Origin of the sequence: Arthrobacter sp. CAU 1506, assembly GCF_005047635.1 — a bacterium.
Taxonomy (GTDB): domain Bacteria; phylum Actinomycetota; class Actinomycetes; order Actinomycetales; family Micrococcaceae; genus Crystallibacter.
On the sequence record NZ_SUKC01000008.1, the window covers coordinates 62633 to 79797 of the forward strand.

The window sequence follows — 17165 nt, forward strand, 5'->3', positions numbered from 1 at the left end:
ACAACGCCCCCCGGTGGTCGACCAAAGGCGCTCGCGCCTGCGTGGAGACCAAGCAGAGACCGAGCGGAGACCTAACCGTCCCCCGACCGGCTTGCTACATTCACCCCATGGTGAATCTGCCCGACGAGCTCACACTGCCCGGAGTAGCACTTCGATACGCGGACAGGCCCGGCGATAGCCCCGCGGTGGTTTTCCTTCATGGTGCCGGTGCCGACCACGTCATGTTCGAGGCGCAGGCGGCCGCGCTCGCAGATCGGGGACAGCGGGTGGTGTTGCTTGACCTTCGCGGACAGGGGCAGTCCCAGCCGAATACAACGCCGCTCAGCGCAGAGTTGTTCGTCCAAGACGTGGAAGCGCTCCTTGCCACGCTGGGGCTGAATCGCCCCGTGCTCGCGGGCCACTCGCTCGGCGGCAACATCGCGCAGGCACTGGTCCGCCGGAATCCAGGAAAGTATGCGGGTCTCATCGTGATGGACTCCACGTGGAATGCCGGACCGCTCACTTCCGGCGAACGGTTCCTGCTGCGATTGGCCGCTCCCGCGCTGGCGCTCATTCCTGCTCGGCGTCTGCCGAAGCTCATGGCCAAGGCATCGGCTGTTACAGACGCCGGAAGGGCCGACGCGGAGCGTGCCTTCTCGCAGGTCAGCAAACGCGGGTTCATCGACGTGTGGCGCGCCACCGTGCAGTTCGTCGCCCCCGACCCCGGGTACCGAACGCCCGTTCCGCTGCTCTTGATCCGCGGCGCGGAGGACAAGACCGGCAACATCGCCACGGCAATGCCAGCGTGGGCGGCAGCGGAGAACATGCCAGAACACGTCATCGGCGGTGCCGGTCATCTGGTCACTCAGGATGCGCCGACCGCCGTCACGGAGGTCATCATCAAGTTCTTGGCTGGTGAGACTGATTGATCTGCCGCGCCGTACCTGCCAAGGCGCCCCTAACCGGCGGGATCGAGTCAGGATGCGGCGTCGCGCCGTACGCGCCAGGCTTGGCGCCGCACGGCCGGCGGCTTAGGTCAGGATGCGGCGGCCTTCGAAGGCGCGGCCCAGCGTGACTTCGTCGGCGTACTCCAGGTCTCCGCCTACCGGCAGGCCCGAGGCCAGCCGGCTGACCGGGATGCCGATCGCCTTGAGCATCCGCGCCAAGTAAGTGGCGGTGGCTTCGCCTTCCAGATTGGGATCGGTGGCGATAATGATTTCTTCGATCTGCTTGTCTGAGAGCCGGTTCAACAGCTCCTTGATCCGAAGCTGCTCCGGGCCCACACCGCCGATCGGATTGATCGCCCCGCCGAGCACATGGTAGCGGCCCTTGAAGGAACGGGTCCGCTCAATCGCGACGACGTCCTTGGATTCTTCCACCACGCAGATGGCCCGGGGGTCCCGCCGCGGATCGCGGCAGATGTTGCAGGTTTCCTGCTCGGAGACGTTGCCGCAGATGGAGCAGAACTTCACCCGTTCCTTGACGTTGGTCACGGCGTCAACGAGCCGCTTCATGTCGGCCGGATCAGCGTCCAGGATATGGAACGCGATGCGCTGGGCCGACTTCGGGCCGATTCCAGGCAAGCGGCCGAGCTCGTCGATCAGCTCCTGGACAGCACCTTCGTACACTGAACCTTCATTCTCCGCGTCGGTCAGGAACCGTCGTGGCTACGTTCTTCAATCAGGCGTCCGCCGAGCAAACGTTCGATGGCTGCGCGGCCGACAAGCCCGGAGTCCTCGATGGACTCGTCGTCGTCGCTGGGGATGTCCTCGACGTATTTCAAGTTTAGGTTACTGCCCGACGGGGACGGCGTTGGGGCTGCCGCCGCCTGCGTCGCCTTCGCCTGGTCCAGCAGCTGCTGGTAGCGGCTGCGCTTCTGGCCGGGCACCTGCCGATCGGGCGTGGTTTCCCATTCTTCGGCCGGCGGCTCGTCGTTGGCGTAGGGGATGTCGTCGTAGGGCGACGCCGGAACCGACGGCGCCGGAGCGCTGGGGCCTGACGCCGGCGCGACCTGCGCGTTGGGCTGGGCAGCTCCGGGCCCGCTGGGGGCAGCAGCTTCCGCTCCCGCGGTCTGATGACCCGGGGCGGACTGCTCGGCCACCGCTGCCGGGGCGCCGGCGACAGCGGACGCCGAGGACATCCGCTCCGCCAGCTGCGCGAAGACCGGCTTCTCGCCGGGCAGAGCCGGAGGCCGTTGCCCGTTGCCGGAGGCGCTGTTCGGTGAATCGGCCGACGGCGCCGAGGCCGCAGTGGTCCCGGACATGCTGCTGGGCGCGGACGCACCCGACGCCGCCGATGCGGCGGACCAGCCGGAGGCCGCTGAGCTGCCGCTGGGCGCAGACATGGCCGTGGGCGCTGAACCGCCGCTGCCTGCGGACGGCGCAGTTGCTGCTGACATCCCGCTGGGAGCGGAATAGCCGGCATCAGCCGGAGCAGGGGACGCGGACGATCCAGGCGAAGCGGCAGTTCCCGGCTCGGAAGCTCCGGCAGAGGACGACGGCGACTGCCACCCGCCAGCGACCGATGCCACTGGTGGAGGGGCAGGGCTGGGGGCAGGCTGCGGGGCCCCCGGTGCCTGGGACGTCGGCACGACCGCGGGGGCGGGGTCGGTTTGTTGCGGCGCTGGCGCGCTTACCGTAGCGGTGTTGGCGGACCATCCACCGTCTGCCGGCTGCTGCCGGCTAGTTGGTACTTTTGGGCTGGACTCACCCGCTGTCACCGATGCATCTTCCACGGTCAGGATCCGCAGATCCATGCCGAGGACCTGCTGGATGGCCTGCCGCAGATTCTCCGCGTGGTCACCGTTGCCGAAGTTGGTCGCTGAACCCTGGTTCTTGAATCCGAGCGTGAGAGCCGAGCCGTCGAGGCTGAGCGGCGACGCATTGGCGCTCACGTTCATCCAGGTCACCTTGCGGATGCCGCTGAGGGTGCTCAGGATTTCCGGCCAGGCTCGGCGGATCATCTCGATTTGGCCCGAAGCCTGCGGGGCAGCCTGGTCCTGCCTCGGTGCGGACGCCTGAGGTGCGGCTTGATCCTGCCGCGACGGCTGCTGCGGTGCTGCGGCTGGTTCCGGACGGGACGGCTGCTGGGCGGCTGGTGCTGCCTGTGCCGGACGTTGCGGCGCGTCAGGCTGACCCTGGGGCTGCCGCGGTGCCTGCCGCTGCTGGCCCGGCGCTTCGCCCCGCTGAGTTCCGCCCTGCTGAGTTCCGGCCTGCTGGGCTCCGACCTGCGGTGCCCCGGCCTGCTGAGCCGCGTGCTGCTGGGCCGCGGACGCTGCCGCCGGGTTCGCCGATGCGGGCGCAGTGGTGACGGGCTTCTCCGGCGCGGGGGCCGGTTCCGGCATGGCACCCCACGTGCCGCCCCAATCGGCCGCGGAAGCAGTCGGCGCGTTGGCGGCAGTCTCTTGCGGGCTGGCGGCGTCGGCCGCTCGCTTCAGGCCAGCGTCCTCCCGGCCCGCGTCGCGCGGGTTTCCAAAAACTGACGCCGGAACGGCGGGACCAGACTCGGCATTCGCCGCGCGGCCGGAGGGCGCGCCGGGTCCGGCAGGGGCGGCAGCAGCCGGGGCCGAAGTAGCCGGGGCCGAAGGCATCGAGGCAGCGGACGCAGCGGCCCTGGAGTCCGCGGCGGCTGAATCCGGGGATCCGAAGGTGCCCGAAGCCGCAGGTGCCACGTGGCCGGAAGCGGCGGGAGCTCCGCCGTCGTGCTGTGCGGCAGGCTGCGCCGCCGGCTGGGTGGTGTTGGCAGAAGGGGCCGAAGCCTGCTGGTCCTCCCGCGGCCAATCGGCGGTGCTCACCCGCGGGGGAGTGATGCGCTCGGCGTCCGGGCGCGGAGATCCGGCCGTGGCCGACGCGGGGACTGACGCCGGGGCCTGAGCGGGCTCCTGCGCCTGGGCCTGAGCCTTGTGGGCGTTGGCTCCGCGGAGAGCCGCGCGGGCAGCAGCCGGTCCGGAGAGCGCAGGTTCTGCGGCAGCGTGGGCCACGGGCGCCTGGCCCTGGTCGATCGGGGCAGACACCGGGGCTCCGCCGTAGCTGAGCCGGCGTTCGATCCGGTCCACCCGGGCCGCGACGCCCTGCTCGCCTTGGTCGGCGGCGGGCAGCAGGATCCGCGCGCAGAGCAGTTCCAGGTGCAGGCGCGGCGAGGTGGCGCCGGTCATCTCGGTCAGCGCTTGGTTGGTGATGTCCGCGGCGCGGGACAGCTCGGAGGCACCCATCTGGTTGGCCTGGGTCTGCATCCGGGCGATCTGGTCCTCCGGGACGCCGCGCAGGATGGCGTGGGCGCTTTCCGGCATGGCCCGGACAATGATCAGGTCGCGGAAGCGCTCCAGCAGGTCCTCGACGAAGCGGCGCGGGTCGTGGCCGGTCTGCACCACGCGGTCCACCGCGCTGAACACCGTGGACGCGTCCGCCGCCGCGAAGGCGTCGACGACGTCGTCCAGCAGCGAAGCGTGGGTGTAGCCGAGCAGCGAGACGGCCAGTTCATAGTCCAGCCCGGCAGGCCCGGCGCCGGCCATCAGCTGATCCAGCACGGACAACGAGTCGCGGACCGACCCGCCGCCGGCTCGGATCACCAGCGAGAGCACGCCGGGCGCAACCGGCACGTTCTCCTGCTGGCAGAGCAGCTCCAGATACTGCATCAGCGGTTCCGGCGGGACCAGCCGGAACGGGTAGTGGTGGGTGCGCGAGCGGATGGTGCCGATGACCTTGTCCGGCTCGGTGGTGGCGAAGATGAACTTGATGTGTTCCGGCGGCTCTTCGACGATCTTCAGCAGCGCGTTGAAGCCGGCGGACGTGACCATGTGGGCCTCGTCGATGATGAAGATCTTGTAGCGGTCGCGCACCGGGGCGAAGGTGGCCCGCTCACGCAGGTCGCGGGCGTCGTCCACGCCGCCGTGCGACGCGGCGTCGATCTCGATGACGTCCAGGCTGCCGGGACCGCCGCGGCCCAGCTCAACACAGGAGTCGCAGGTGCCGCACGGCGTGGGGGTGGGGCCTTCGGCGCAGTTCAGGCAGCGGGCCAAAATCCGGGCGGAGGTGGTCTTGCCGCAACCGCGCGGGCCGGAGAACAGGTAGGCGTGGTTGACGCGGTTCTTCTGCAGTGCCGCCATCAGCGGATGGGTGACGTGTTCCTGCCCGATAACGTCCGCGAAAGTGTCCGGGCGGTAGCGACGGTAAAGGGCTGTACTCACGATGAAACCCTATCGGTTGAAACTGGGCCCTCGCACGCCGGAGCGCCGGGGCTGGGGATAGGCAGCAGGCGGGGATAAGTAAAGACCCCTCATGCACCTGACAGAGCCCGCTTACCCTTGCTACCTTCCGGTCCTGGGGGAGTTCACAGGATGACACCGCATGAGGGGCCGACGAATAGTCTACCCGACTCCGGAGGGCGTCCCGAAATCAACGGGAGCCGGGCCGGCGGCGTCCCACCAGCGCAGCACCCGGGCGCAGCGGAGCGTGGCCCAGCGGCTGATGTCCTCGGGCGTCCAGCGGAACCACATCCGCCCCGGGTACGGCCGGTAGCCGCCCCAGTTGCCCGGTGTCCGCTGGTGGGAGGCGATCGACTGGACGGCCATCGACATCCGGTCATCCTGCGGGCAGCGTTCGGCGCGGAAATACTCGAGCCCGCGCAGAATGTCGAAGTGCCATTGCGGCGGGAACCGGAACTGGGCCAGCGTCGGATGCGCCACCGAACCGGTGCGGTGCGAGCGGTAGAGCGAATGCATCAGCAGGAACTCGCGGCCGCGGGCCTCGGCGGCAGCCACCGGGAGCGGGCCGCCGCTGTGCCGGTAGGCGGCCAGCGCCTCCAGCGTGCTGATGGTGGTGTGGAAGGAGCCGTGCTTGTCCGGTGAGGTGTGCGGCTCGCAGTTCCAGCCGCCGTCGGCCAGTTCCTCGGCCAGCAGCCAGGACACGGCGTCGTCGATCCGGGAGTCGCCGTCCAGCCGCTGCCCCAACTCGGAGCAGACCAGCACGGCCATCGCGGTGACGCAGTTCTCGGCCCGCTGTGGATGCCGCCCAAAGTCGATGCCGCCGTCGAAGTATTCCGCACCGTCCAGCAGCCGTAGACACCCGGAAACTGCCTGCGGGTGCCCGGGCTGCAGGCCCAGCCAATGCAGCAACAGCAAAGTGAACATGGTGGACGTCCACTTGGGGTTGTAGAGGCCGCCGCCCCAGCTGCCGTCCGGATCCTGGGCCTTGAGCAGCAGCGCACCCCAGCCGGTGCCCGGGATATCGGCCTGCGCCTTGGCCACCTCGGGCTCGGGAGCATCGCAAAGATCACGGAGGGTTTGGAACCGAATCGACGGGTCTCCGGCCAGCAGCCAGTCCACAATGCGCGTTGGAACGCTGCCGTCAACCCACTCCGGAGCGGTGGCCACGGTGGTGCCTCATTCCCCTTTGATGAAGGCGATCCCCCAGCCGTTCACCTTTTCTATGGCGACATTTTGCCACTCCCGGATTCAGGCTTCCAGAGCGGACCGGCGGATACTTCCGGGCGGCACGGAATTCCTTCCGGCGGCCCCGGCCGCGCCCGGTTTAGCGCCTGCAGTCGACCTGCTCCCCACCTGCCCGATTCGGCAGATCGGACGGGTTTCGGGTACTCTGGTATCTGCTCTTGTGAGCAAACATCTGGAGGATTCGCCTAGCGGCCTATGGCGCACGCCTGGAACGCGTGTTGGGTTCACGCCCTCGGGGGTTCAAATCCCCCATCCTCCGCCAAGAACAGCGGCCCCGATCTGCAGCGCAGACCGGGGCCGCTGTTTCTCTTTCACGACGACGACGGCGGTGCTCGCCTTAGGCGGTGGTTGGCGTCTGCCAGCGTGGCCGCACCATCACAACTACGGCGGGGGCGTCGGCGGTGCTCGCTGCCCCGCCCGGTAGCCTTCGATCCCCTATCATCTGCCGTAGCTTCCCACGTATAGCAGTAACTGCCCACGTCTTGGCGGAGAAAAAGCCCCTGACCTGCGCGTTTATTTCAGTGAACGTTGAAACATGGGAGCGGCAGGACTTCCCATCGCGGCGGGCATACTGCCGTCGAGCCTGCCGTCGAGCCCGTCGGCCAAGCCGGGCTGTCAGCCTTGCTGGAGCCCGCAGAGCCTTGGGGCATGCTGGACCGCCGGGCTGTCAGCCTGCCGTCGGCCCGCAGGAGCCTCTAGGCCTGCTGGCGTAGACGTGCGAGCCGGCGGCGGGCGGCGGCTTCACTCGGGCCGGTCTTGCTCAGGCCCAGCCGGACGACGCCGAGCACCAGCCAGGTGGCGGGCTTGATCAGGATCCGCAGCGGTAGCGGAGTGCTCGGCCGCAGCCCTAGCAGTCGGCGGTAATCCCCGGGGAGGGTTTCGACGGCGGCGGCGAACAGAATGCTATAGCCCAGCCGTTGGGAGCGGGGCAGCGGCGGATGGCGGACGAACTCTACTGTTTCCCGCATGGCAGGCGATGCGGTGAGCTCCGGCCGGTAGCTGTCCAGTTGACGGCGCAGTTCAGTGAAGGTGCGGGGCGGATCGGTAACCTGCATCAGTTCGCCGGCCTTGGCCCATTCGGCCACATATTGGTCCGGCCCGCCGGGCAGCCGGCCGCCGTAAGCCTGGTGGGAGGTGACGAAGGCGTCGGTGAAGGTCAGGTGCACCCAGCGCAGCAGATGCGGGTCATTGGCGTAGTAGGCCTGCTCCCGGCCGGAAGCATCGGTGTAGGTGCCGCGGACGCGTTCGTGGAGGTTCAGCACAAGGTCGCAGGCAGATTTCGCCGCGGCAGTGTCGCCGTAGGTGACCGTGAAGATCCACCGGATGGTGTTGGCCAGCCGGGCCAGCGGAGCCTCGCGGTAGGCGGAGAAGTCATCGACGCCGGCCAGTGCCCCTGGGTGCAGCGTTTGCGTGAGTAGCGAGCGGATGCCCGCCACCAGGGTGGTCATGGAGCGGTGGACCGCCCAGACCGCGGAATCCGGCGCGAAGTAGCCCGCATCGTCGCCATACTCCAGTTCCAGCTCCCATTGGGGGACCGTTTTGCTCTGTCCGGCGAACGTGCCGCGAAGTTCATCGCGCCAGCGGATCAGGATGTTGCCCACACAGCCATTATGGGTGTGCGGGCGGCGGTTGGGTACGGGAGGGGTGGGGGTCCGGGCGGGGGTCACTGGGTCTCCGCGCGCTCGCTGGCGCTCGCATGGTCGACCACCGGGCGCGGGTCTCCACGGGTCTCCACGCGCTCGCTGGCGCTCACTTGGTCGACCACCGAAGCGAGCGCCTTTGGTCGACCACCGGGGAGGTGGTCGACCGCCGGGGTCGCTACTTTTTGGCGAGGAGTTCGGGGTAGTACTTCTCGGTGACGTCCGGGTGGGCGCGGAGGCGGCCCTTGAGCATGTTGGCGCCGAAGCTGGAGAGCATCGGGTTGGTCGGGTCGTCGGTGCGTCCGCGGGATTCGGCCTTGAGCTCGTCCGGCAGCGGGACCGGATCGATCACGGCGTCCAGGCGCGGCGACCAGAAGAACGGCACCGAGTAGCGGTCCACGCCGGGCGGCGGAGCCTGCACGCGGTGAATGGTGGCGGTGATGTAGCCGTCGGTGGCCACTTCAAGCATTTCGCCCAGGTTCACTACCAGGGCGCCCTCGATCGGCTCCACCGGCAGCCATTCCTCGGACTCCGGCGGCCGGACCTCCAGGCCACCCACCATGTCCTGCAGCAGCAGGGTGACGAAACCGTAGTCGGCGTGGATGCCCACGCCCTGGTCGCCGGCTTCCTCCACGACGCCGCCCACGTAGTGCACCAGTTTGCCCATCCAGTGCGGGGTGTCCGCGAACGGCTCGTCGAAGTAGTCTTCCGGCAGGCCCAGTCCGACGCCGATGGCGGCCAGAAGGTCGTGGCCCACCGAGGACATCAGCTCGGCCCAGGCCATGGCCTTCTCGCGCAGGTCCGGCTGCACAGCGTCCGGCCACTGGTTCGGGCCGCGCAGCAGCCAGTACTTCTGGTCTTCGGCGTAGTCGGTGACCGGTTCGCTCTCCGGCGAGTAGTCCAGCTGCTCGCGGGCATCGGCCCGGCCCTGGGTACGCTCGGTGCCCATCCGGGTGTAGCCGCGGAAGTGCGGGGAATTTCGGTTGTCCAGCTTGAGCCGCTCGTCCAGCGGCAGCTCGAAGAAGCGCTTGATCGCATCGAAGAGCCCCGCCACCTGGCCGTCGGCAGCGCCGTAGCCGACGATCTGGAAGAAACCGACGCGGTGCGCGGCGTCGCGCAGCTGGTCGATGAAGTCCGGATTGAAGCTGCCGTCTGCCAGCCGGGCGGTGCTCATGTCGAGGACAGGAATGGATCCCTGAAAAGCGTTCATGCTGGCAGGTTAGCACCGGGTCCGCTGTCAATTATTACGGACGTTACGATTTACTGCGTCGGCAAAGTTTTGCTTGACGCACGCGGGAATCAGGCGTCAAATACGCCCCCGGTTACGCCGTGTTACAGCGTCTGCGCGATGGCCGCCCAGGTCCGCAGGAACGCCGCGCCGGCCTCCTCGTGCACGGCCTTCGGGAAGCCCAGATGCGCCGCGGTCAGCACCGGATACGGCTTCTCCGGCACACCCTCCGCCGGCCGCACATCCACATGCAGCACGGCATGGCCGTTGTGGTGCAGCAGGTCTGACATGGCATAGTCCGTGCGCGAATCGCCCATGGTCCGCCAGGCGTGCGGCACCACGCCGTCGGCGGCCAGCATCTCCAGCGCCCGCTGTGCCCCCAGGTCCTTGCCCAGCTGCACCGATTCGATGTCCGTGGCGATGATGTTCGGATCCACCCGGTAGTCAATCCGGTCGTCGCTGTCCGGCAGGTGCTGGTCAAGCCGGGTGGCACCCATGTCGAACCGGCCCATCAGAGCCAGCACCTCGGCGTCGAACTTTTCCTGCACCCGGCGGTACTCCCGGTTCTCCGTGCCCACCACCTGTTCCACGGACACCATGGCCTTCTTGGTTTCATCGAAAAACATCAGGCTGGAGTAGCCGGAACTGACCAGCTTGCGCACTTCGGCGGCGAACTCCTGCGGCGGGGCCAGCGAGTGGTCCACATGGATGGTGCCGGGGCCGTCCGCGGTGAAGCTGAACCAGACGGCTCCCTTCTCACAGACCGCGTAGCAGCGCACCCCTGCGGGCATTCCGGCGGCCAGCATCGGCTCCATCACCTGCTCGCGGATGAAGTGGTCCGAGCGCCCGGTGTTGAACACGATCGGCCAGCCGCGCTTGGCCATCACCAGCAGCGAATGGATGATCTCGGGCGGAACCGTGCGGGTTACCGGCGAGGAGACCGGGCCGTCGACGTCCAGCAGCAGCCCGATGGGTGGCTGCTCGGGGCGGCCGGGGGCACCGGCAGTGAGGGTCATGATCCCAGTATGGCCGCGTGCCGAGGCGGTGTGAAACCCCTCAAGTTTTTCCCAAGTCCAGATGGAAACGATGTGGTTCTTATATCCATTTGGGGAGTGGAAGCGGTACCGCAATGACAACGCTAATTGGGGATAGCGCGGTCGCATCGGAGCCGGAGGGCAGCGCGAGCCTGCCGTCCGGTCTCTCGCGCCGTGTCTTCGGAGTTCTAGTCGGAGCCGGCGTGGCCGGCGTGGTGGGCGGCGCCGGTCTGCTCGCGGCCAGCCATCAACGGGCAGGCGGCCTGGCGCCGGGAGGCGTGGAAACGTCCTTCGGAACGGTGCGGCTGGTGTCCGCGGAGCGCCAGCATCGGTTGGCGTACGACGGCGGTGTTCCCGCCACGGGCGCGGAATCCTCCGCTGCGGCGGGGCCGGCAACGGCGGGGCCGGCAGCGGCCGGCTCAGGTGGGGAAGCGGTGTCGGTCGGGGGAGCGGCAGCCGGCAGCGCCGGGCACGCCGGCCACGGCACCATCGTGGCGACGGCACCGCAGCCAGCGAACATGACCTGGGGCGACCACCTGCTGCTGGAGCTGGAGGTGCAGAACGCTTCGGACGGTCCCGTGCTGTTTGCCCCCGGACAGCTGCGGCTGAAGGTCGGCGACGCCGGGCCGACGGTGACCAACCGGGACTCCGGGGAGGCGGTGTCGCTGGAACCCGGGAGTGCCGAGCGCTTCTGGATCAGCTTCCTGGTGCCGGCGGACGCGCAGAGCTTCTCCGCGGAGTTCACCGATCCGTGGTTGCATTCCGCTCCGCTGCAGCTCCAAGTGCCCCGGGTGGCGCTGAGACCCGGCTGGCTGGACGAAGGCGGCCATCATGACTGAACAGATTCCGGAGCCGGACCACGGCACTACTGGAAGCGCTGCCTCGGAGCTGGCCGCCACGGTTTCGGCCGACACGGGTTCGGCCGTCGCGGCGACGGCCGATGTAGCCGGTGCGGAGGCCGGGCAGCCGGACGGAACCGCGGAGACAGCCAGCGTAGGGCGCTGGCATTTCCTCAAATACGGGGCCGCCGCCGGGCTTGGCGCGCTGGCCCTGGGCGGACTGGGCGGCGCGGCACCGGCCCAGGCGACGGCGGCTGGGCTGAGGAGCCCCGCCCGGTCCGCCCCTTCCACGGTCCGGGCGCCGGGCATAGCACCGGCCGGGCGAGCCCCGGCGAACAACACCCAGGCGAACAACACCCAGGCGGGCGGCACCCAGGCCGGCGCCGCCACCGGAACCCGGCCCTCCGCCGTCGTACCCATCCCGGGCGTGCTGGACCTGTACATCAACGAGGGCTACCTAAAGATGGTGGACGACTCGCTGGTCTACCACCGCGGTTTCGGCGACCGGCCCACCGGACTGCGCGACGCGTCGCCCAGCCTGGCGGTGGTGCCCAAGGTGTTCACCGCGGACGGACGGCTGGAGGAGTCGCGCACATATCCGCTCGGCGCCGCCCTGCCGCCCCGCGGCACGCCGCTGCCGTACGGTCCGGACCCGGCCAACCCCGGCCAGTACTTCATCCGGCGCAACCACTGGGCCAGCTACTTCCCGGCGCGCAACATCATTGCCGAGACCGGCTCGATGCTGCGCTTCCGGGTGCACAACCGGCTGGCCAAGGAACACGAGTTCGTCCTGCACGACGTCGGCCCCAACCACGCGGACGCCGGCACCGGTCCGATCGCGCCCGGGCAGAGCGCCCTGCTGGAGCTGCCCTGCCCGCCGGCCGGCACGTACATCTACACCGATCCGACCAACGCGCCGGTCGAGCGGACGCTCGGCCTGTTCGGTGCGCTGGTGGTGATGGACCCGGTGCATCAGTGGGACATCACGCCCGGCAAGGCCAGCTTCGAACGGCAGTGGGTGTGGATGTGCCACGCGGTGGAATCGAACTGGGCTTCGATCGAGGCCGCCGGCGGCACCGTTGACCCGCTGCAGACCAAAGCGGTGCCGCGGTACTTCACGCTCAACGGACGCAGCGGCTACGAGTCGCTGGCGATGACCCGCAACGACGCGCTGAACCTGGCCAGCGAAGAGGAAACCCTGGTCTCCGGGTATCCGCGGCAGCTCGATGTGCGCCAGTTCGGCGAAGGCAGCACCGCCGGCACCCTGCGCGGCGGCCAGCTGGTCCGGCTGATCAACCCCGGGATTGTCTATCACCAGATCCACTTCCACGGGAACCACCTGTGGACGGTGCGGCGGAACAATTACCACTGGCCGCGGAGCGACGGGTATGTGGACCAGCAGGGCCACGTGGTGCTGCAGCAGTGGGAGGACGTGGTGGAGCTGGAGCCGATGGACCGCAAGGACTGCATCATCCCGGTTAAGCGGCCACCGGATTCCCTTGAACAGGTCTGGAATGCCCGAACCACCGACTGGGAGTACCCGATGCACTGCCACGCCGAGCCCTCGCAGACCGCCGCCGGCGGCATGTATCCGGGCGGCCTGGTGGCGCACTGGAACCTGAAGGCGCCGATTCCCTGGGAGGGAGCATGAGCAACGTGACCGTGCCGCTGCGGCGGGACCCGGACGATCGGAAGTCCACGAAGCAGGCCGAGCGCGAGGCGGAGCAGGCCCGCAAGCGCGCGGCCGAGGAGCGCAAGCGCCAGGAAGCCGAACGGAAGCGCGACGAGGCTGCCCGCAAGCGCGAGGAGGACCGGAAGAAGCGTGAAGCGGAGGCCCGCAAGAAAAAGGACGACGACGATCGGAAGCGCCGCGGCAAGCCGACCACGGCACCGACGCCAAAACCGACAAGTGCTCCGACGCCGCGGCCTACCGCTCAGCCGACGCCGCAGCCGACGGCCTCGGCCACTGCTGGCCCCACGCAGCAGCCCACGCCGCAGCCCACGGAGGCACCGACGTCGTCACCCACCGGGGAACCAAGCGCGGGACCAACGGACGGACCGAGCGAGCAGCCGACGCCCGAACCGAGCCAGCAGCCGACCCAGCAGCCGACGCGGGGCCCGCGGCCGGACGACGACGAGATGCCGCGCCACAGGTTCCGCAGCCAGGTGGACTTCAGCTCCGACCAGCTGGATCTGGACCGCCCGGTGACCGAGTTCCGGCAGACGCCGCATTCGTCCGTGTACCTGGAGGTCTTCAACCGGGACCTGCGCTTCGACGACGGCGCGACGTTCGAAATGTGGAGCTTCGATTCGCCGCAGTCGGGCCGCGGTTTTCCGGGGCCGCTGATCCGCCCGCTGGAAGGGGAGATCTTCCACGCCACGGTGCATCCGTCGATGGGGCCGCACACCATCCACTGGCACGGGCTGGAGCCGGACCCGCGCAACGACGGCGTGGGACACACCTCGTTCGAGATCGGCGGCACCTACACGTACCAGTGGGCGCCGGAACCGGGCCGGCCGGGAGATCCCAACTATGGCGCGGCCGGGACCTACTTCTACCACTGCCATGTCAACACCGTGCTGCACGCGCAGATGGGCATGTTCGGCCCGGTGATCGTGGACCCGGTGGTCCACCCGGACTATCCGGTGACGCCGGGTGCGCGCCGGGCCTTCGTCGACGGGCCGGAGTACGACATCGACACCGAGTCCATCGTGATCCCGTACTCGCTGGACCCGCGCTGGCATGAAATGCACCATGCGGCCGGGCTCTCCGGCGAAGACGTGGGGCTGAACCGGTTCGAACCCAAGCACTTCTACCTGATCGGTGGCGAGCTGACCCGGCGGCGTTCCGGCGACAACCGCGTGTGGAGCCTGTCGGCGCTGCGGGCCAACGTGGCCGGGGGCGCGAAGAAGCCCACGCTGCTGCGCATCCTGAACGCCAACTACCTTCCCAACCACATGCACTTCACGACGGCGGACGGGGAACCAGTGCGGATGGCGGAGCTGATCGCCCATGACGGCCGGCCGTTCCGCGACACTTCAGTGCCGGGGGCGCCGGCGCCTACCTGCCGGGAGGCCGGGTACCCGTTGCTGACCAGTGTGCTGGCCTTCGGCGCCGCCGAGCGGTACGACGTGATACTGCATCCGCCGGAGCCAGGGGAGTACCGGCTGCGGGTGGAATGGGAGGACTGGATCACCGGCGAGATCCTGGGGGTCCGCGAGGTGCCGATCACCGCGGCCTGATAAGTGCAGGCGGGGCGCCGGCCTGCGTGCCGGTCCGTAACCATTTGGCCACGGTCGGCGGCTCCCAGCGGTTTGCGTTTCATTCAGCGCCGGAGTTCCTTAGGCTGGGTCCGTGATCTTCAAAGCCGTCGGCGACCATCGTCCCTATCCCGAACATGGCCACGTCAGCCCCAAGGATTGGGCCGGGGTGCCGCCGCGCCAGGTGCGCCTCGACGAGCTGATCACCACCAAGTCCACCCTGGACCTGGACGCCCTGCTGGCCGAGGATTCCACATTCTTCGGCGACCTGTTCCCGCACGTGGTGCAGTGGAAGGGCAACCTGTATCTGGAAGACGGGCTGCACCGCGCGGTCCGCACGGCGCTCCATCAGAGGGCCGTTTTGCACGCCCGGGTCCTGGTGGTCGATGACTGATACCAGCGTCCCGCCGCAACCCAAACGCCAGCCTCAGCAGCCCTTGGACTGGCAGGGCCGTCGTGTGATTACCGAAGACGACCTGGATGTCGCGTTCGAAGACGACGGCAACGTGGAGAAGCCGCACATTTACCACCGCCGGATTTTGCACGGTGTGGTGCTGGTGCTGCTGGTGGGGCTGGTTATCGCCGCGGTGCTGACCGCCATGGCCGTGGCCCGCGGAGATCTGAAGATTCCCGGCTGGGGCCCGCCGCCACCGCCGGTGCCCATCACCTGCCCGGCCGGCACCTACGACTACCCGGACAACGGTTCCTTCCGGCTCAACGTCTACAACGGCACGCAGTTGGAGGGTCTGGGAAGCAAGGTGGCATCCCAACTGGCCGACCGCGGCTACGACATCGGTTCCGTGGGCAACAAGACCTTGAGCTTCTACGGCATGAGCGCCGTGGTGGTTTCCGGCAAGGCAGGCGAGGCCAACGCCTTCAACCTGCAGCGGAACATCCCGGACACCGAGTACGTGGCCGACGACCGCGCCGACGACAGTGTGGACGTGGTAGTGGGCGCCGGCTACAAAGAACTGGTCGCCGTCAACAAGGTTGATCAAACGCCCGGCCTGCTGAGCTGCCCGCGGCTCTCGCCCGCACCCACCGAACCGGCTGGGTAACGTACGGGTCCAACCGAGTGCCCGGCCCGACCGTGTGCCGGGCCCGACCGAACCCGACCGGGTACGTGCCCAATCTGCTCAGGCGTGGACGGCCCGGCCGCCGTGCCGGCCATGCGCAAAGAAGTACAACAGCGTGGTCAGCACCATGACCACGGCCAGCATCAGGTACATTCCCGGGTAATCGAGCACCGGGATAAGTGCGCCCAGGATGATGGGTCCGAGCCCGCCGCCCACGTCCAGCATCAGGAAGAACGTGGACGTGGCGGTGCCGATGCGCAGCGACGGCGACTCCTTGACCGCGATCGCCTGTGCGCCGGACAGGACCGTGCCGAAGCCGATGCCGCTGAAGATCGCCGATCCCACAATGGTCAGCACGGTGGGCTCCGGAACGAGCAGCAGCAGGCCCAGCACAAACGAGATCAGCGTGGGATACATGACGCTGTTGTCGCCGCGTCGGTCCTGGATCCGGCCGGCAAACAAGCGGGAGACCAGCACCGCCCCCGCGTAGACCATGAAGAACACACTGGCCGCCGCGGCGGAGCCTCGCGTCTCCGCATACGAGGTGAGGAAGGTCAGGATCCCGGAGTAGGCGACTCCCGCCAGCAGGATGACACAGGAGATCGGCAGGGCGGCCGTCTCGACGATATCGCTCAAGGTCATCCGGAACCGGCTGGGGCGCTTCGCTGCCGGCAGTTCCGGAACCCGCAGGAACAGGGCCACCAGCAGGGCGGCCACGGAGGCCGCGGCGCAGAAGTAGAACATGGCGTGGTAGTTGCCCAGTCCGGCCAGCAGCACGCCCACAAACGGGCCCACCGCCGTCGAAAGCGTAGTGGATAAGCCGAAGTATCCGGTTCCCTCGCCGCGCCGGGTGTGCGGGATCAGGGTCTGTGCGGAGGCGGCCACGGCGGTGGTGCCGGCACCAAAGGCCATGCCGTGGACGATGCGGAGCACCAGCAGCCCGGCCAGCGACCCGGTGGGGATGTAGAGCAGCGAGGCGACCACGAAGACGGCCATGGTCACCAGGATCAGCTTGCGGCGGCCGACGAGGTCCAGCAGGCGGCCGGCGAAAATCCTGGCGATGACCGAGCCAAGCACGAACGCACTGGAGGCGAAACCGGCGGCGGTGTCGGACGCTTGGAACCGGTCCACCGCGTACAGCGCCATGGTGGTCATCAGCAGGTAGAAAACCATGGAGATGAACAGGTTGACGACGATCGCCAGAATGAAGTTTTTCGTCCAGAGTTTCGCCGGTTGCTGATCCATCCCGCTATCAGTCCTTTCCACAGTCGGGCCGGGCCGGCCGTTGCCAATACGTGCACGCGCGCACCAGCGGAACCGATTGCGAACCAGTCCGCAGGGGCGCAATCAGGTGCTCCGCCGCCGTCGCTCGGGGCACGGCGGACGCCACAATCAAGGGGAAGCGGACCACCGCGGGACGGCAGGAAGGCCGTCAGCCGATTCAAGAAGGGTCCGTGGCATCTATGCTCATCCGTGAGGTGCCAAGCCTTTTTACTCTACTGCCGGTCCTCGTTCTGCACGGCAGGAAGCGTTATGAGCTTGGCCACCGGGCGCGGACCACGTTGCTGGCCAGCGGGCGCTGGGCACGTTGCTGACCAGCGGGCGCCGGGCACGGTGCTGGCCACCGGGCGCCGGGCGCGTTGCTGGCCACCGGGCGACG

13 protein-coding genes, 1 tRNA gene and 1 other RNA gene are annotated in these 17165 nt (G+C 68.6%); 7 read left to right on the forward strand and 8 right to left on the reverse strand.

The window, feature by feature from the left end; genetic code table 11:
- The first annotated feature begins 107 nt into the window (after positions 1-107).
- On the forward strand, positions 108-908 hold the full coding sequence (locus tag E4J89_RS10680) for an alpha/beta hydrolase (protein WP_136786124.1): 801 nt from the start codon (positions 108-110) through the stop codon (positions 906-908).
- A gap of 102 nt (positions 909-1010) precedes the next feature.
- Here E4J89_RS10680 and recR read toward each other — a convergent pair whose 3' ends face one another.
- The 4 genes from recR to E4J89_RS10700 form a co-directional block, all read right to left on the reverse strand.
- Complete coding sequence (gene recR, locus E4J89_RS10685) at positions 1011-1607, reverse strand: recombination mediator RecR (RefSeq protein WP_136786125.1); 597 nt, start codon at positions 1605-1607, stop codon at positions 1011-1013.
- A 23-nt stretch (positions 1608-1630) separates the two neighbouring features.
- Complete coding sequence (locus tag E4J89_RS10690) at positions 1631-5164, reverse strand: DNA polymerase III subunit gamma and tau (RefSeq protein WP_136786126.1); 3534 nt, start codon at positions 5162-5164, stop codon at positions 1631-1633.
- A gap of 77 nt (positions 5165-5241) precedes the next feature.
- An RNA gene (gene ffs / locus E4J89_RS10695) (signal recognition particle sRNA small type) lies at positions 5242-5337 on the reverse strand.
- 7 nt (positions 5338-5344) lie between these two features.
- On the reverse strand, positions 5345-6349 hold the full coding sequence (locus tag E4J89_RS10700) for a hypothetical protein (protein ID WP_136786127.1): 1005 nt from the start codon (positions 6347-6349) through the stop codon (positions 5345-5347).
- A 252-nt stretch (positions 6350-6601) separates the two neighbouring features.
- On the opposite strand from E4J89_RS10700, the gene E4J89_RS10705 reads away from it, so the two are divergent.
- Positions 6602-6689 (forward strand) — tRNA-Ser (locus tag E4J89_RS10705).
- Between the two features lie 433 nt (positions 6690-7122).
- Here E4J89_RS10705 and E4J89_RS10710 read toward each other — a convergent pair.
- The 3 genes from E4J89_RS10710 to E4J89_RS10720 all read right to left on the reverse strand — a co-directional run bounded on the left by E4J89_RS10710 (position 7123) and on the right by E4J89_RS10720 (position 10311).
- Positions 7123-8028, reverse strand: a complete 906-nt coding sequence (locus E4J89_RS10710) for an oxygenase MpaB family protein (RefSeq protein WP_136786128.1) — start codon at positions 8026-8028, stop codon at positions 7123-7125.
- A gap of 217 nt (positions 8029-8245) precedes the next feature.
- On the reverse strand, positions 8246-9277 hold the full coding sequence (locus E4J89_RS10715) for a 2-oxoglutarate and iron-dependent oxygenase domain-containing protein (RefSeq protein WP_136786129.1): 1032 nt from the start codon (positions 9275-9277) through the stop codon (positions 8246-8248).
- Positions 9278-9399: 122 nt separating this feature from the next.
- The gene (locus E4J89_RS10720) at positions 9400-10311 is read right to left on the reverse strand and encodes a hypothetical protein (protein WP_136786130.1); all 912 of its coding nucleotides are present in this window, start codon (positions 10309-10311) and stop codon (positions 9400-9402) included.
- 113 nt (positions 10312-10424) lie between these two features.
- Here E4J89_RS10720 and E4J89_RS10725 point away from each other — a divergent pair, with 113 nt between their 5' ends.
- The 5 genes from E4J89_RS10725 to E4J89_RS10745 all read left to right on the forward strand — a co-directional run bounded on the left by E4J89_RS10725 (position 10425) and on the right by E4J89_RS10745 (position 15487).
- Positions 10425-11168, forward strand: coding sequence for a DUF4352 domain-containing protein (locus tag E4J89_RS10725; protein WP_136786131.1), 744 nt, complete (start codon positions 10425-10427; stop codon positions 11166-11168).
- The gene (locus E4J89_RS10730; RefSeq protein ID WP_136786132.1) at positions 11161-12819 is read left to right on the forward strand and encodes a multicopper oxidase domain-containing protein; all 1659 of its coding nucleotides are present in this window, start codon (positions 11161-11163) and stop codon (positions 12817-12819) included. Before E4J89_RS10725 ends, E4J89_RS10730 begins: the two co-directional genes overlap by 8 nt.
- Positions 12816-14411: a multicopper oxidase domain-containing protein gene (locus tag E4J89_RS10735; RefSeq protein WP_240691850.1), complete on the forward strand. Its 1596-nt coding sequence runs from the start codon at positions 12816-12818 to the stop codon at positions 14409-14411. Before E4J89_RS10730 ends, E4J89_RS10735 begins: the two co-directional genes overlap by 4 nt.
- A gap of 112 nt (positions 14412-14523) precedes the next feature.
- Positions 14524-14823, forward strand: a complete 300-nt coding sequence (locus E4J89_RS10740) for a type II toxin-antitoxin system VapB family antitoxin (protein ID WP_127514137.1) — start codon at positions 14524-14526, stop codon at positions 14821-14823.
- Positions 14816-15487, forward strand: coding sequence for a LytR C-terminal domain-containing protein (locus E4J89_RS10745; protein WP_136786133.1), 672 nt, complete (start codon positions 14816-14818; stop codon positions 15485-15487). The genes E4J89_RS10740 and E4J89_RS10745 overlap by 8 nt, the downstream gene beginning before the upstream one ends.
- A gap of 78 nt (positions 15488-15565) precedes the next feature.
- Here the strand turns inward: E4J89_RS10745 and E4J89_RS10750 are convergent, their stop codons facing one another.
- Positions 15566-16750 carry an MFS transporter gene (locus tag E4J89_RS10750; protein WP_136786134.1) on the reverse strand — a complete coding sequence of 395 codons (1185 nt, stop codon included), beginning with the start codon at positions 16748-16750 and terminating at the stop codon, positions 15566-15568.
- Between the last annotated feature and the right edge of the window lie 415 nt (positions 16751-17165).